Raw genomic sequence first — 15183 nt, 5'->3', positions numbered from 1 at the left:
TTGACAACGAGGAGTGGGCTAATGGCCGGTTTCGATAAAGTAGTTTCTAGCTACGAAGAAGCAATGGAGGGTCTCAAAGATGGAGATACCGTTATTGCCGGTGGTTTTGGACTGTGTGGTATTCCAGAAGGCTTGATCGCTGAAATTAAGCGTAAGCAAACAAAAGAGCTGACTGTGGTGTCTAATAACTGCGGTGTTGATGATTTTGGTCTTGGTATTTTATTGCATGACCGTCAAATCAAAAAAATCATCGCATCCTATGTTGGCGAAAACGCCCTATTCGAGCAGCAGTTACTTGACGGCATCATTGACGTAGAACTCACCCCACAAGGCACCCTTGCAGAAAAAATGCGTGCTGGCGGTGCGGGTATTCCAGGTTTTTATACCGCGACTGGATATGGTACACCTGTTGCTGAAGGTAAAGAAGTTAAAGAATTTAACGGTCGCCCGTATATTCTTGAGGAATCTATTACTGGTGAATTTGCCATTGTTAAAGCCTGGAAGGCGGACCGCTATGGCAACTTAGTATTCCGTCATACCGCGATGAACTTTAACCCGATGGCTGCAACAGCTGGCAAAATTACAGTTGTTGAGGTAGAAGAAATAGTTGAGCCTGGCGAATTAGAGCCAAGCGAAATTCATACCCCAGGTATTTATGTTAACCGCGTTATCAAGGGTAACTTTGAAAAACGCATCGAACGTGTTACTACGCGCAAGTAAGGAGATCACCATGGCTTTAAATCGTGAACAAATTGCAATGCGCGTTGCGCAAGAACTTCAAGATGGTTACTACGTAAACCTGGGCATTGGCATACCAACGCTTGTTGCGAACTACGTACCTGACAATATGGAAGTGATGCTACAGTCTGAAAATGGCTTATTGGGTATGGGTCCGTACCCAGATGCTGACCAAGTTGACGCAGATATGATCAATGCGGGTAAAGAAACCGTGACAGCAGCCACAGGAGCAGCTATTTTTAATAGCGCAGAAAGCTTTGCCATGATACGTGGTGGTCATGTAGACTTAACGGTATTAGGTGCATTTGAGGTGGATCAGAGCGGCAATATTGCCTCTTGGATGATCCCGAAAAAGTTAATCAAAGGCATGGGTGGCGCGATGGACCTTGTCGCGGGCGCACAAAATATTGTTGTGACCATGACCCATGCTAGTAAACACGGCGATTCTAAATTACTTGAGTCATGTACACTACCACTGACTGGGGTAAATTGTGTGAAAAAGATTGTCACCGATCTCGCTGTGTTAGAAGTAAAAGACGGCGCATTTCATTTGCTTGAGCGCGCGCCAGGTGTTAGTGTTGATGAAATTATCAGCAAGACTGCAGGTAAATTAATCGTCGAAGGCGATATCCCTGAAATGCAGTTTGCTTAACCGTAGTTTACGTGGTCAACCTATTAGTTAAAAACTAACACAATTGTACCGACCTCATTCCCAGTGCCAAAGGCGCTGAGTTACCCAAAACCCCTCGCAAGAGGGGTTTTTTTTATCCTCTTGGTCTGATTTACCTACCCTCTTTGCAAAACAAAGGCTGTTTAAAGGCTTATTTACGCGACAACATCTTGTAACACTTCAACGTCATACTCACCCTTGAGAATATCAATATGGCCTCCATATTGATATGAGATGATGAACGCTTTTTATTCAGAAAGCGTAACAATCAGTAAGTAAATTCAATTCTAATGAGGTGACTATGAAACGCGTTGTACTTTTTTTAGCGACAAACTTAGCCATCATGGTTGTGTTGTCCATTATTTTATCCATTCTAGGGGTACCGTCTAGAAGTTATCAAGGCATGCTTACCATATCAGCATTTTTTGGTTTTGGTGGCGCGTTTATTTCACTGTATATCTCTAAATGGATGGCTAAGAAATCAACCGGTGCCTATGTGATTGACCAACCTCGTAATGAGACTGAGCATTGGTTAGTCAGTACCGTCGCATCACAGGCACAAAAAGCAGGTATCAAAATGCCAGAGGTTGCTATTTACGACAGTCCAGAGATCAACGCCTTTGCTACAGGCCCCAGCAAAAACGACTCCCTAGTTGCAGTGAGTAGTGGCTTGCTTGCTGGCATGAGCCAAAGTGAAGCAGAAGCTGTGCTTGCCCATGAGGTATCACATGTTGCCAATGGCGATATGGTGACACTGACCCTGATCCAAGGTGTAGTCAATACCTTCGTCATTTTTATTTCAAAAGTCTTGGCCAATATTGTAGATGGCTTCTTAAATGGCGATGAAGAAAATGAGGGCTTTAGTTGGACTTATATGATCTTTGACTTAATCTTCCAAATTTTATTTGGCTTCTTAGCTTCCATGATTGTTGCTTACTTTAGCCGAAAAAGGGAATATGCGGCTGATAAAGGCGCTGCAGACTTAGTCGGAGCACATAAAATGAAAGCTGCACTAGAGCGTCTGCGCAGCAATCACGAGTCTAAGCTCGAAGGCTCAATGATGGCGTTTGGTATCGCCCCAGGAAAAAGCGTGGTCGACTTATTTGCCTCTCACCCCCCTCTTGAGCAAAGAATTGCCGCACTATCTTAGCATTTTGATGTAAATTTATTGTTTAATTTATAACCATAGGCCCTGACGGGCCTTTTTAATGACGATTTACAAATAATTAAATTTAGAGTATTTGTTTGGGTATTTATATCATATTCAGTTATAAAAAATTATATATATATACCAAACACATATAAACTATTTTTCTATGTAGCATCTTAAAAGCAGCACTTAAGTCTTCTCTTTTTCCCTAAAACCGTAAAAATTGCGTTCAAATCTTATACACCCCTTATTAAAAGTATCTTTTTGGTTAATTATTAACCGACATTTAACTGTAATATTAACCTAAACCATACTTTTTGCGTGTATCTATACAAGGCCCATTTGTTTAAAATATGTAACCCACTTTATTGACATAATAGCAATATTCTAGATACTAAAGGTAAGAAGAAGTATGTTGATCAAAACTCGATTACTCATTTCATTTATGCTTATTGGTTTACTACCAGCAGGTATATTAGCGATGGTCTCTCTGTGGACAGCGTCTACAGCACTTGAACAACAGGCATATAATCAGCTTACTTCCATCAAACAAATAAAACATAAACAAATTGATGACTACCTCAGCGCAAGAAAAGGCGACTTGTCTGTTATCGCTAAAAAATGGCAGCTACTTGTTGAACAAAACCCGACACTCTCAAACTCTGAGCTTGCCCACAATTACCACACCTTGTTTGATACCTTTATCACAGAAAAAGGGTTTTACGACTTTTTCGTCATTGAACGAGATGGTTTGATAAGTTACACCGTCGCTAAAGAATCTGACTACAATACTAACTTGGTTACCGGTCCATTTAACAACTCGGGACTCGCCACTTTATTCACCCAAGTCATTTCTTCAAAAAAATTCATCTTAGCGGATTATAGTGCGTATGCACCAAGTAATAATGAGCCCGCTGCGTTTATTGGTATCCCAGTCATCATAAACGGACAAGTCAACTCTGTCCTCGCTTTACAGTTATCGATTGATGCTATCAACGCCATCATGCAGCAACGTGATGGCATGGGCGAAACAGGAGAATCATATCTTGTTGGTAATGATTTCCGTATGCGTTCTGATTCATACCTAGATCCTATTAATCATACTGTCATTGCCAGCTTCGCAGGTTCCGTTGAAGCCAACGGTGTTGATACGGTTGCGGTTAGAAGAGGTTTACAAGGTGTGTCAGATACCGAAATCATCATTGATTACAATGGTAACCCTGTATTATCAGCTTATCTACCTTATACATTTGCAGGTTTAAAGTGGGTACTCTTGGCTGAGATTGATAAAGCTGAAGCATTTGCACCTGTGTATAAACTGTATTGGATTATCGCAGCCATTTTTGTCATTACCGTTTTATCGGTTGCAGTGGCGACAGTACTCATTGCACGTTCGGTACTCAAACCGCTTGGCGGTGAGCCGATTGAAATGCGCAAAATTAGTGAGCGCATTGCCGCAGGTGACCTCAGAGAACAATTTAGTCGTGATGAAAATGCAATTGGCGTGTATGGCGCGATGAGACAGATGAATACCTATTTGACCAGTGTCATTGGCACCATAGTTGAAACCACAGCACAACTGGCTTCCACAGCAACACAGACAAGTGCTGCCAGCGAGCAAGCTAACGCCAGCTTACAAGAACAACACGCTAATATTGAGCAGGTAGCAGAAGCAATTCAGCAAACTTCTCATTCAATCGATGAAGTGGCAACCAATGCCCGTACGGTTGCTGACTTGAGTTTAGATGCAGAAAAAACATCATTGTCAGCAAACCAAACACTGAGAGACACAGTGGTACAGATGGAAGCACTCAGTACCGCTGTTGAGAACTCAGAAACAGCGATTAAGGAAGTTGAATACAATACGCAAAATATCAGCCGTGTTATCGAAGTGATCCAAGCAGTGACTGAACAGACCAACTTACTGGCTCTCAATGCTGCTATTGAGGCTGCGCGTGCAGGAGAGCACGGCCGTGGATTCGCAGTGGTTGCAGATGAAGTCAGACAACTTGCCCAAAAAACACAAGCGTCTACAGCCGATATTGAAAATATGATTGCCAGCTTGCAGTCTACTTCACAAACCGCGGTATCTGAAATGCATGCATCTGCTGAAGCAACTAAACAGACGATCACGGCAGCTAATGACAGCGCTTCGCTTCTTGAGCAAAGTGTACATCAGATCAATCAAATTGCGCTCAGTGCACAGACAATAGCGCAAGCGGCTCAAGAACAATCTGCGACCACAGAAGAGATTTCTTATAATGTTGAATCGATTAGGCAAGCTGCTATTGATAACGCCGCTGGTGCAGATCAAGTGACTAGCGCAAGTTTAGAGCTGGATAAGCAATCTAAAACGTTAAAGCAAGTCACTTCAGCCTTTAAGCTGCCACAGCAGTTAAATTAATCGCTCTTTATTGGCAAGCGCTTAATTGCGCTTGCTAAGCCCATAAGTAAACAGTGATGCCAAAACCAGCATCGCACTTGAGATCAACAAACACGCTTCAAGGCCATAAAACTGATAAACGAGGCCAGAGAGTACAGTGCCTAATAACCTGCCCATGGCATTAGCCATATAATAAAAGCCAACATCCATAGATACACCGTCACTATCCGCTATTTTGACAATCAAAAAGCTATGAAGTGATGAATTCACCGCAAACACTGCGCCAAATACCAACAGCCCAGCGATGATCACAACTTTTACTTGCCAGTCTACCCATAGACCCAACGCCAGCAACGCTGGAATAAAAGACAGCAAAACAACCCACTTGAGCGCTTGTTGATAATGACCACCCTGCTTGGCCGTGATCTTTGGCGCGTTCGCTTGAACAATGCCATAGGCAATCACCCAAGATGCCATAAAGCCGCCAACCCACCAATGATCCCAACCAAATGTTGACGCCAAAAAGACGGGCAAAGCCACCACAAACCAAACATCTCGTGACGCAAACAAGAACAACCTTGCTGCGGCCAGCAAGTTCAACTGACGACTTTTAGAAAACAGTTCATTAAATTTCGGTTTATTCTTTTTCTTACCTAAATCTTGTTTCAATAACAGTAAGCTAGATAGCCAAGTGATGGACAACATCGCTGCCATAAACCACAAAGCACCTTGAAAACCCAGTAAAGTCAGCAACAAACCACCGAGGAAAAAACCGACACCTTTTAACGCGTTTTTCGAACCTGTGAGCCGCGCTACCCACTTATATAAAGTGCTATCTTGATCCTTGGGAACAAGTAATTTTATAGCGCTTTTAGCGCTCATTTTATTGAGATCTTTAGCAATGCCAGATAAAGCCTGCGCCACCATAACATACGCTATGGTCAGTAATTGTTCATCTAGTGCTAACATAGATACAGCCACAATCTGTAGAAACAGACCTATATTCATGGTTTTGTTTAAACCAAGACGGGCACCTAGCCAGCCACCTAGTAAGTTCGTAACGACACCAAAAATCTCATAAAATAAAAACAAAGAGGCAATGGCCAGTGGGCTGTATCCCAATTGATGAAAATATAGCACCACAAGCATACGCAGCGCACCATCTGTCAAGGTAAATGACCAATAGTTGCCTGTGATCACCAGATATTGCTTTATCTCTGGTGATAGCCTTGCAATGAGTGACTGCGTCATAGCGTTAACCCCAGCGTTTGTCGATAACTAAACGAACCAGATCAGCCGTTCTATTTGCATAACCCCATTCGTTGTCGTACCAAACGTAAAGCTTTACTTGTGTACCATTTACCACCATGGTAGACGGCGCATCAATAATGGCGCTTCTCGGGTCCGTTTTATAATCTATCGATACCAGTGGACGCGTTTCATAGCCTAGTACACCAGCAAGTTCACCGCTTGCTGCATGCTCCATCCAACCGTTAATCTCTTCAACACTTGTTTCACGACTGACTTCAAACACGCAGTCCGTGATCGATGCATTGGTCAAAGGCACTCTCACAGCATGACCGTTTAATTTACCTTTAAGCTCAGGGAAAATATGCGTGATTGCTGTCGCAGAACCTGTGGTAGTTGGAATAAGGCTAGTGCCACATGAACGGGCACGTCGCAGGTCTTTATGTGGTGCATCGATGATGGTTTGAGTATTGGTAATATCATGAATCGTCGTCATTGATCCGTGTTTAATACCAATATTGTCCTGCAGTACTTTAACAACTGGCGCTAAACAGTTCGTCGTGCAAGATGCCGCGGTGACGATTGGGTGCTGCTCAACATCATAATCAGCATGGTTTACACCCATAACAACATTCAGTACCCCCTCTTCTTTTACGGGTGCAGTGACGACAACCTGTTTAACACCTTGTGCGAAAAAAGCAGCGAGTTTATCTTTGGTTTTAATCTTACCTGATGCTTCAATGACCAGATCGCACATTGACCAGTCATTCTCAGCAACAGACACTTGCTGTGTGACAGCAATACGCTGTTGCTCAATGATGATGTCACTTCCTTCACTTAACGCCTCGTATTGCCACTTACCATGCACAGAGTCAAAATTCATCAAGTGTGCCAAAGTGAGCGCATCGCCTGCTGGGTCGTTAATCTTTACCACTTCGATACCCGGTGAATTCCACAGTGCGCGCATGGTCAATCGGCCCATTCTACCAAAACCATTGATCCCAACTTTAATTGTCATCGATTTTTTCTCCCATTATTGAGCTGTTCACGCACGCCTCTGTAACGATGGTCAATACGCTCAGATCTTTAAAATTACACTACCCACTTGGCGCTAAGGCACAGCCAGAATCTAAATTGCCTGTGCCAAGCAGACAAAATTATGTCTATTGATTGAGGTAATTACAATATACGGAAAATCATATATACACTTTCACATATATTCAAGTGAATAATTGTAATGATTTTGTATCATTTTTATTAATTTTATTTGAAACTTTTTCGCGATTTACTAACATGAAATTGAAAGTAAAAAGTAATGTTAAATAGAAGGAGTTAATCACTATGAAGCTTAAAGTCACCAAGAAGCCATTGAAAAAATTGAGTTATGATAGTCTTCCACTCGATAAAAAACTGACTCCACTTGTAGGGGGTGCGGGTTTAAGCAATGGTCCAACCCAAGAATGTGAAACGTATTATCACTGCGATTCTGAAACACCATAATTAAGACAAATATGATGCAAACGTTATCACATTGACGATGACGTTTGCTTACCCCTTCCTAATTCTTACCTGCTCTAAAGCGATTAATGTTAAACTGTATTCAATCCCAGCTGTTTCGAGTATTTTAGATTGGATAAGAATACCTACATCCCAGAAGACTTTATCGAAGACGTAAAGTGCTACCTACCTGAGCATTTAAATTTAGATGACTTCATTGATCACTGCCAAAAGCCTTTGAGGCTATCTATTCGGGTTAATACATTAAAAATGTCTATAGACGAATTTGAACTCGAAGCGCAAAAACTCGGCTGGCAAATAACGCCTGTACCCTGGTGTCCTGAAGGCTTTTGGATCACTCGGAGTGAAGAAGAGCAAGCCAATCTCCCAATAGGTAATACAGCGTTACATTTAAGTGGCTGTATTTATGTGCAAGAAGCCAGCTCCATGCTTCCGCCTTTGGCACTAAGATCTGAAATAGAAAATATACAGACAGATCATTACGCCGTACTCGACATGGCAGCCGCTCCGGGCTCTAAAACGTCACAGCTTTGTGCCTTAATGGAAAACAAAGGTTTACTCGTTGCCAATGAGTTTTCATCTTCACGTTTAAAAGTCCTCGCTGCTAATATGAAACGCATGGGGATCGCTAACTGTGCATTATCACACTTTGACGGCAAGATTTTTGGTGATTACATGTATGAATGTTTTGACCACATACAACTTGATGCCCCCTGCTCAGGTGAAGGGACAGTCAGAAAAGACGCGAGTGCACTTAAAAATTGGTCTATTCAATCTAATGTCGATATTAGTAATGTACAAAAAGATCTCATCAGAAGTGCTTTTTTAGCTTTAAAGCCGGGCGGCAGTTTAGTGTATTCAACGTGCACCCTCACCCCACTTGAAAATCAGCAAGTTTGTACATTTCTACTCGAAGAATTTGCAGGTGCTGTCGAAATCATCCCACTAGACAATCTATTTGAAAATGCCAATCAGGCCACCACAAGCGAAGGGTACTTACACGTCTGGCCTCAAATTTATGACAGTGAAGGGTTCTTCATTGCTAAATTTAAGAAAATCAGCTCTGTTGAGCACCACAACCAGCAACGCAAAAAAGGCGCATTTCCATTCGAGCCCTTTGCAGCTAAAGCGCATCAAGCTTTTTCCAGCTATTTAAAAAAGCAGTTTAAGATTAAGCAGCTTCCTGGCACGCTCATGCAAAGAGATAAAGAGCTGTGGTTATTTCCAGAAAAGCTCGAAGAAGTGCAAAACAAAATCAAATATGCCCGCTTGGGTATCAAGGTCGGTTCAATACATAAAAATGGCGTTCGCCTTGAACACGAGCTTGCCACTGCCTTCGGACATTTGGCAGCAACCAATGTGCATGCACTCAGCGACAAACAAGCGACTGAGTACTTCCAAGGTAAGGATGTTCGTTTAGAAAATCCAACTAATCAAACAGGGGAAGTCATACTCACTTTATGCGGTGCCCCTGTAGGACTTGGAAAATGGCAAAAAAACAAGATTAAAAACAACCTACCTAGGGATCTTATCGCACAAGGTCAGTTAATAACTTGGGTATAACCTGATTAGAACTTTTTGACAACTTTAAGATTATTAATTTATATGACTATAACACCATGTTTTTTATATGTTTTAAAAATGTCATTCTGTTTGTAACTTTTGTAATGCATTAACTACACTTAAAGAACTTTCTACTTCTCCCTTAATGTTTTAGAAGGTGTTTAAGTTAGCGCACGGCTCCATATGAGCCTTCCCCTACGCCCAGATGCACACATTACTGGGCGTTTTTTTATGCCAAAAATTCGAGCCTAAATACGCAACAATCTCGTTTAAAAACATGTTTAAACGACATTACGGTGCTGCCGCCTATTTTGTCGTTGCATAAAAACAGAACAAACAATATAATCCATATACGTTTTGTAGTAAATCATATAAAAATGGGCATAGTTAAAATTTCCGAAGAACTCCATGAAGAGATCCGCCTTGCCAGCCAAGTTATGTCTCGCTCAATCAACTCACAAGCTGAATTCTGGCTAAAAATGGGCCGCCTAGCAGAGCAAAACCCCGACAAGCCATTCGCAGAGCTAATAAAAATAGAACTAGAACAAGTAAAAAAGAAGCAATATGAATCCTGTGATCATTAAGGACCAAGCCCAAATCATCAAGATGAAGCAGTCAGGGAAATTATTAGCCCGCGTGTTTAAAGCGCTTGATGACTTTATCCGACCTGGGCTCACAACAATGGAAGTGAATGACTTTGTTGAAGCGTATATAACGCAACAGCTTGGTGCAATTGCATCAACAAAAGGGCAATATGGCTACCCTTATGCAATCAACACATCAATTAATGAAGTCGTTTGTCACGGCATGCCAAAGGCCAATCAAAAAATTAAGTCTACCGATATCATCAACGTCGATATCACCCTTAAATATGAAGGTTACCTTGCCGATTCTAGTAAAATGTATGTCATGGCGGCAGCGCAAGGGCTTGCTAAAAAGTTGGTGCAAACCACCTATGAAGCCATGTGGCAAGGAATTAAACAAGTCAAACCGGGCGCCACGCTGGGAGATATAGGTCATGCTATTCAGTCTTACACTGAGGAGCGGGGTTATAGCATTGTCAGAGAGTTTTGCGGCCATGGTATTGGTAGCGAGATGCACGAAGGTCCAGATGTGCTTCACTTCGGCAAGCCTCATGAAGGGTTATCGTTAAAACCCGGTATGACATTTACAATCGAGCCAATGGTCAATCAAGGCCAACCTAAAGTCAAAACGCTCAAAGATGGCTGGACTGTAGTGACTCGAGACCGAAAATTATCTGCGCAATGGGAACATACTATTTTGGTGACAAACACAGGGTATGAAATTCTGACTTTAAGGGAAGAAGAGCAGCTACCAGTCAACTAAACTGGTAGTTAACCCGACTTACTGTTCGTTATGTGCCTTGCCTGCTTGTTTTAGTACATAATAAAAGTAGGCCGATACCAGAATTGCGGCAGGATTTATACCCAGTGCCCAAGGTTGATGATACTGAAAAAAGCTAAATTGCACGAGACTGCCTAACATAGGCACAACATTCAGCCCAGTATCACTAGACACAAAAATATTTAAAAACGCCCCATTTGTAAATTGATACCCAATAAATGGAGACATAAACATAGGAATTTGAATAACCCAAAATATTAAGTTGTCTTTGACTACACTGACTGTTGACTTTTCGAACAATCGCACGGCAGCCACAATGCCGAGTACATAGATCAGGATAAAAAATGCAAATAATACTGAGTTGATGATGCCTGATATATTAGATAACCCTGTAAGGATTTGTGTTATGCCCAAAAATGAGCCACCGATTGTCAGCACCGAAGTAACTCGCTTCACCCACGGATTTAACGTCACCACCACACTATCTGAGGCACTTACATCATGTTTTTTCTGACTAAGCTCATCCATGATATCAACCCCCTCCGCATCCACTTGAGGTGCGATGTCGTCTGATTTAACATCTAAGGTAGCCTGTTGTTCAGTCATCGACTCTCTGCGCGCCAACTCCTCGACAATAGTTTGATAGTTATCGGGATAAGTAACTTTATCAATATCTATATAAGCTTGGCGTAACTCTTCTAACGAATAATCAGCATAACGTCTCATTTTTACGACTCTCGTTTCCTAAAATCAACAACGAGCCACTCGAAAATAGCGACCCAGTGCGCATTTTACAATAAATACTGTTCAATGACGAAAACAGATCGACGTCACATTACGAAAAGATACTATCCATAATATTGGAGCTACCCAGCATGAGTTTTGTTGCTAGGCGTCGAAAAGGTCCTCTCAACTCTTACGTCAAAATTGGTTATGTTATATCATCCTTAAAATTACACTCACCTTTGTTATAGAGTCACACACAGCTTTATTTAGGCACATCCAATACTGTGCCTTTGGATAATGTTTGGGTGTGCAAGGATAAAATTGATGTCAATTCCAGTTACTATTTTGCATGGTTTTTTAGGTTCAGGAAAAACAACGCTTCTGCGTAGTCTGCTATCTCAATCAGCCAGTCATGGTTCAATCCCAGGTGTTGTCGTTAACGACATGAGTGAGCTTGATGTCGATGGCGTATTAATCAAAAACACAGAAGTATTTGATGATGATAGTAAGCAGTTTTTCACCATCAGTGGTTACAGCATCAGTAGTGCAAAGGGGTTAAAGGACCTCAAGGTAGCGCTCAAAACTTTAAAAAAAGACGTTCGGCCACCCTGGATCGTGATAGAAACTTCAGGGAGTAGCCACCCACTGCCGCTGATTGAGTTTTTCAAGAATAACCGCGACTACGCTCTCAAAGGCGTGATCACCCTTGTTGATGCTACGTGGCTAAAAGATGACTATCAATTTGGACAATCACTTGTACCGAAATGGCAAGAAAATTTAAGCAATGAAGTCAGAGGAATTGAAAACTTACTTGTAGAGCAAATCTTGTTTTCGAACCAGGTATTTTTGACCAAAACCGATAAAATCACCGCCAAGGCTGTTGAAACCATTGCACAAGCTCTGCATCCAATTAACCCTTACGCAGCTATCTCTGGTACTGCTTGGGGAAACATGGATGTCACACAATTCCATCAATTTCCAGATTATAACTTTTTTCTAGTCGAGCAATTAATCCCTGAATTACGCAGCACGATTAACGCGCCTTTGACACTGTCAGGTAAACAAAATCAAAAGTTAGTGTCGAAAGTGATTCGAGATGATAGGCCCTTTCACCCCACTCGCTTATGGGAAGTATGCCACAACCATTTAACGCATGGTGTATTTCGTAGTAAAGGGTTCTTTTGGTTACCCACCAGAGACGATATGTCTTTACTTTGGAGCCAAGCTAATGGCAATGTCGGATTGGAATTTGTCGGTTTTTGGCGTGCACCAATCTTAAAAGATGAAAGCCACGGTTTTACACCTGAGCATTACGATATTTTAAAGAAAAAAATTGATAAAATAGACAGTCGTTTTGGTGATAGGCGCTGTCGGCTTACTGTGATTGGCCAAAAAGACGAAGCCTCTGGGTTCGTCAAAGCACTCGAAGCCTGCTTTTTAACTGACGAAGAGCTTAACTTCTGGCGAAACGGCGGAACTTTTGAAGATCCTTGGCCAACCAATGTTGCAAAGGTCTAGCATCAAATAAGGGAGTTTCACTCCCTTATTGGTCGACCAGTATTAAAAGCTCTCGCAAGAATTATAATAAGGTGTACCTGTTATATTTTTGCATATATCATAACCGGCACCGCCATAGTAAGAATCACCTGCAGTGCCGCCATCAAGGTAGTCATTACCGTTACCACCAAACAATGTATCAGCAGCAGTTTCGCCATATAATTTATCGTTACCATTACCACCATAAATTACGTCAGCACCCGTGCCACCATAAAGACGGTCGTTACCATCATAACCGTAAATGATATCTGTACCTGTGCCACCAATAATAATGTCATCACCACCCGTACCGTAATGTGTACCACGCGCCTCTGCCGAGCTTACAAAAGAAACGGCTGCCAATGTACCAACTACCATCAGTAATTTTACAAGTTTCATCATTTTTCCTTAATTCATTTAATTGTATTTTGTTGTTTCACTTGGGTATTGGAAAATACATTCCAAATTCTGTTTTTATGAATACTGCTAGTCGCGTTAGTTATACATATTTTGATGGGCATACTCAGTGTCCTTGAGGCCACGTTGCATTACTCGTAGTTTATTCATTTCATTATCATTTAAAGTAAATTTGGCGAGTGATTTAAGCGCATATAGTCTAATTGGCGGCGGCTCATTGACATCATCAGCAACTTGCCAAAGGACTGAGCGGTTTTCATCAGATTTAAAAGCACTATCCCCCAGTGACATAACCGCACGTGCACGTGTATTAACATCAGGATCACTCAGTGCCAATTCTCTAACTGGCTGCAAATCTTGATTACTGGTTGCCCATTGAGCCATTTGATAAACACCGTGGCGACGAACATTGTGGTCTTCTGCTTGAACTACTTTTGACAAAGTACTGTGAACTCTTTGGTAATCCTCTTCACTACTGGGGGCAGGTTTTAATGCCATGATGGCAAACTGCTGCATATCTGAACCCAGATCTCCCCCTGAATCAATATGTGCTAATACCCGATCTCTCGTCTCACCTGTTACCTCATTCATTTTGGCAACCAATAATAACCCAGCGGCCCGCTGTGCTTCCTCCATCGATAAATCGAACGCCAGATCCAGCGCTGCAACTTGTGCAAGTGGGTGTCCGGATTCAGATAACACAGCACTCAGTTCCCTACCCAATAAACTGTCTGGTTCATCTATGAAGGCATCAATTAGGTGAGTGACAAGACTCGGGTCTTCTTCAAGTAGCATAAGTAAGTGACTGCGAAATACAATATGTGTATTACTTGGGCCCATTATAGCGTGCTGCAATGGCTCATTACTTTGTGCAATGTTTACCCTCAGTTGCGCCAACGTGCTTTCAAGCCGCTCACTCGATGTGACATTCTTTGAGGCGACAGTATGCTTGCCAATGGCTCGGGACTTTATTTCAACTGGTAAGATAGGCTTTGAGATTGTCGCCTGCTCATCTTCACGACTTACTTCATCCCTGGCTAAGGCGCTGACTGCTTTTTGATCACGCTCAATATTACTGCTTTTAAAGGGGTATTCAAAAAATAATAAAGAAAGCACCAATACAAGCACTATTGTCATCGAAATAATAAGGTATTTTCCCCAAGCACGGTCACTTTGCTGCATCACTGCACTCTTTTTTGATTTTATTTGCAGGCTAAATTATCGTGATTTAATGAAGGTTATATTGCACTGAAGAGAATGTTTTTTGAACAAATATAGTGAGAAAATTAAGTAAGAAGTGGCCAGTAAACAAAACTAGCCTCGTTGAATTTAACTGTAATGACTTACGTATCTCTATTTGAATAGATAACGACAGTACCCGCTATTTTGTCATGCCAACCTTGCTTTTTAGGGTCCCATGCAACCCATAAAAATCCTATTCCTAATGGGATCAGAGAGACATAATATGCTACATATCTAATGAAAGATTGTTTCGTTGTCAGGTTCTCACCTGTCTTAACATCAACAATTTTGGCATGTACCACCATTTTTCCCGGAGTTGCTGACTTATAAAGCCAAAAAAGAATAACAACGGCTAATGGTAAAATATAGCTAATTAAAAAGTTAGACTCTATCGAAGCAACACGACCAGATCCCCAATATGCTTCTCCATACACTAAATGTATTAATGGGAGTGTGATTAAGACAATGACAATGGTATCAACTATACTTGCCCAAAATCTTGGCCAAAACCCCACAAAACTATATTCTTCATTATCAATCTGACTTTCACAGCTACTCATATCTATCTCACCATAACTACAGCTATTACATCTAGTATGCTTGGTTTACATGAAGTTATATATACAA

15 protein-coding genes are annotated in these 15183 nt (G+C 41.7%); 9 read left to right on the top strand and 6 right to left on the bottom strand.

Annotated features, from left to right (window positions below):
* Nucleotides 1-21 precede the first annotated feature (21 nt).
* From JF50_RS02540 to JF50_RS02525, 4 genes are all read left to right on the top strand, one after another.
* Nucleotides 22-720, top strand: a complete 699-nt coding sequence (locus tag JF50_RS02540; RefSeq protein ID WP_039607929.1) for a CoA transferase subunit A — start codon at nucleotides 22-24, stop codon at nucleotides 718-720.
* 10 nt (nucleotides 721-730) lie between these two features.
* The gene (locus tag JF50_RS02535) at nucleotides 731-1390 is read left to right on the top strand and encodes a 3-oxoacid CoA-transferase subunit B (RefSeq protein ID WP_039607928.1); all 660 of its coding nucleotides are present in this window, start codon (nucleotides 731-733) and stop codon (nucleotides 1388-1390) included.
* A gap of 319 nt (nucleotides 1391-1709) precedes the next feature.
* Nucleotides 1710-2558 (top strand): protease HtpX, encoded by an 849-nt coding sequence (gene htpX / locus JF50_RS02530; RefSeq protein WP_039607927.1) that lies wholly within the window; start codon nucleotides 1710-1712, stop codon nucleotides 2556-2558.
* A 412-nt stretch (nucleotides 2559-2970) separates the two neighbouring features.
* Entirely contained in the window at nucleotides 2971-4962 is a 1992-nt protein-coding gene (locus JF50_RS02525) for a methyl-accepting chemotaxis protein (RefSeq protein WP_039607926.1), read from the top strand.
* A gap of 21 nt (nucleotides 4963-4983) precedes the next feature.
* Here JF50_RS02525 and arsJ read toward each other — a convergent pair whose 3' ends face one another.
* Both arsJ and JF50_RS02515 read right to left on the bottom strand, forming a co-directional pair.
* A complete protein-coding gene (gene arsJ, locus JF50_RS02520; RefSeq protein WP_039607925.1) occupies nucleotides 4984-6192 on the bottom strand; it encodes an organoarsenical effux MFS transporter ArsJ in 1209 nt (402 codons plus the stop codon).
* A 4-nt stretch (nucleotides 6193-6196) separates the two neighbouring features.
* Nucleotides 6197-7207 (bottom strand): ArsJ-associated glyceraldehyde-3-phosphate dehydrogenase, encoded by a 1011-nt coding sequence (locus tag JF50_RS02515; protein ID WP_039607924.1) that lies wholly within the window; start codon nucleotides 7205-7207, stop codon nucleotides 6197-6199.
* 323 nt (nucleotides 7208-7530) lie between these two features.
* Between JF50_RS02515 and JF50_RS27100 the strand changes: the two genes are divergently transcribed.
* The 4 genes from JF50_RS27100 to map all read left to right on the top strand — a co-directional run bounded on the left by JF50_RS27100 (nucleotide 7531) and on the right by map (nucleotide 10617).
* Entirely contained in the window at nucleotides 7531-7689 is a 159-nt protein-coding gene (locus tag JF50_RS27100) for a hypothetical protein (RefSeq protein ID WP_023400447.1), read from the top strand.
* A gap of 129 nt (nucleotides 7690-7818) precedes the next feature.
* Nucleotides 7819-9270: a 16S rRNA (cytosine(1407)-C(5))-methyltransferase RsmF gene (gene rsmF, locus JF50_RS02510; RefSeq protein WP_039607923.1), complete on the top strand. Its 1452-nt coding sequence runs from the start codon at nucleotides 7819-7821 to the stop codon at nucleotides 9268-9270.
* A gap of 377 nt (nucleotides 9271-9647) precedes the next feature.
* A complete protein-coding gene (locus JF50_RS02505) occupies nucleotides 9648-9854 on the top strand; it encodes a ParD-like family protein (protein ID WP_039607922.1) in 207 nt (68 codons plus the stop codon).
* Nucleotides 9835-10617: a type I methionyl aminopeptidase gene (gene map, locus JF50_RS02500; protein ID WP_039607921.1), complete on the top strand. Its 783-nt coding sequence runs from the start codon at nucleotides 9835-9837 to the stop codon at nucleotides 10615-10617. The genes JF50_RS02505 and map overlap by 20 nt, the downstream gene beginning before the upstream one ends.
* 18 nt (nucleotides 10618-10635) lie before the next feature.
* Here map and JF50_RS02495 read toward each other — a convergent pair whose 3' ends face one another.
* A complete protein-coding gene (locus tag JF50_RS02495; protein ID WP_039607920.1) occupies nucleotides 10636-11361 on the bottom strand; it encodes a hypothetical protein in 726 nt (241 codons plus the stop codon).
* Between the two features lie 324 nt (nucleotides 11362-11685).
* Between JF50_RS02495 and JF50_RS02490 the strand changes: the two genes are divergently transcribed.
* Nucleotides 11686-12879 carry a CobW family GTP-binding protein gene (locus tag JF50_RS02490; RefSeq protein ID WP_200890372.1) on the top strand — a complete coding sequence of 398 codons (1194 nt, stop codon included), beginning with the start codon at nucleotides 11686-11688 and terminating at the stop codon, nucleotides 12877-12879.
* A gap of 42 nt (nucleotides 12880-12921) precedes the next feature.
* On the opposite strand, the gene JF50_RS27465 is transcribed toward JF50_RS02490, so the two are convergent.
* From JF50_RS27465 to JF50_RS02475, 3 genes are all read right to left on the bottom strand, one after another.
* On the bottom strand, nucleotides 12922-13299 hold the full coding sequence (locus JF50_RS27465; protein ID WP_080760076.1) for a calcium-binding protein: 378 nt from the start codon (nucleotides 13297-13299) through the stop codon (nucleotides 12922-12924).
* Nucleotides 13300-13392: 93 nt separating this feature from the next.
* Nucleotides 13393-14496 carry a HEAT repeat domain-containing protein gene (locus JF50_RS02480; RefSeq protein ID WP_039607919.1) on the bottom strand — a complete coding sequence of 368 codons (1104 nt, stop codon included), beginning with the start codon at nucleotides 14494-14496 and terminating at the stop codon, nucleotides 13393-13395.
* A 161-nt stretch (nucleotides 14497-14657) separates the two neighbouring features.
* Nucleotides 14658-15116, bottom strand: coding sequence for an RDD family protein (locus JF50_RS02475; protein ID WP_080760075.1), 459 nt, complete (start codon nucleotides 15114-15116; stop codon nucleotides 14658-14660).
* Nucleotides 15117-15183: the final 67 nt, after the last annotated feature.

Origin of the sequence: Pseudoalteromonas luteoviolacea (assembly GCF_000814765.1) — a bacterium.
Lineage (GTDB): Bacteria > Pseudomonadota > Gammaproteobacteria > Enterobacterales > Alteromonadaceae > Pseudoalteromonas > Pseudoalteromonas luteoviolacea_H.
The sequence above is the reverse complement of the archived record's forward strand: the minus strand, read 5'-3'. Positions and strand labels throughout refer to the sequence as shown.

Coding starts and splice junctions, on each gene's coding strand:
- JF50_RS02505 (WP_039607922.1), top strand. CDS start 9,648: ATGGGCATAGTTAAAATTTCCGAAGAACTCCATGAAGAGATCCGCCTT.
- JF50_RS02535 (WP_039607928.1), top strand. CDS start 731: ATGGCTTTAAATCGTGAACAAATTGCAATGCGCGTTGCGCAAGAACTT.
- JF50_RS27100 (WP_023400447.1), top strand. CDS start 7,531: ATGAAGCTTAAAGTCACCAAGAAGCCATTGAAAAAATTGAGTTATGAT.
- JF50_RS02525 (WP_039607926.1), top strand. CDS start 2,971: ATGTTGATCAAAACTCGATTACTCATTTCATTTATGCTTATTGGTTTA.
- JF50_RS02480 (WP_039607919.1), bottom strand. CDS start 14,496: ATGCAGCAAAGTGACCGTGCTTGGGGAAAATACCTTATTATTTCGATG.
- JF50_RS02490 (WP_200890372.1), top strand. CDS start 11,686: ATGTCAATTCCAGTTACTATTTTGCATGGTTTTTTAGGTTCAGGAAAA.
- JF50_RS27465 (WP_080760076.1), bottom strand. CDS start 13,299: ATGATGAAACTTGTAAAATTACTGATGGTAGTTGGTACATTGGCAGCC.
- JF50_RS02540 (WP_039607929.1), top strand. CDS start 22: ATGGCCGGTTTCGATAAAGTAGTTTCTAGCTACGAAGAAGCAATGGAG.
- map (WP_039607921.1), top strand. CDS start 9,835: ATGAATCCTGTGATCATTAAGGACCAAGCCCAAATCATCAAGATGAAG.
- JF50_RS02475 (WP_080760075.1), bottom strand. CDS start 15,116: ATGAGTAGCTGTGAAAGTCAGATTGATAATGAAGAATATAGTTTTGTG.
- arsJ (WP_039607925.1), bottom strand. CDS start 6,192: ATGACGCAGTCACTCATTGCAAGGCTATCACCAGAGATAAAGCAATAT.
- JF50_RS02515 (WP_039607924.1), bottom strand. CDS start 7,207: ATGACAATTAAAGTTGGGATCAATGGTTTTGGTAGAATGGGCCGATTG.
- htpX (WP_039607927.1), top strand. CDS start 1,710: ATGAAACGCGTTGTACTTTTTTTAGCGACAAACTTAGCCATCATGGTT.
- JF50_RS02495 (WP_039607920.1), bottom strand. CDS start 11,361: ATGAGACGTTATGCTGATTATTCGTTAGAAGAGTTACGCCAAGCTTAT.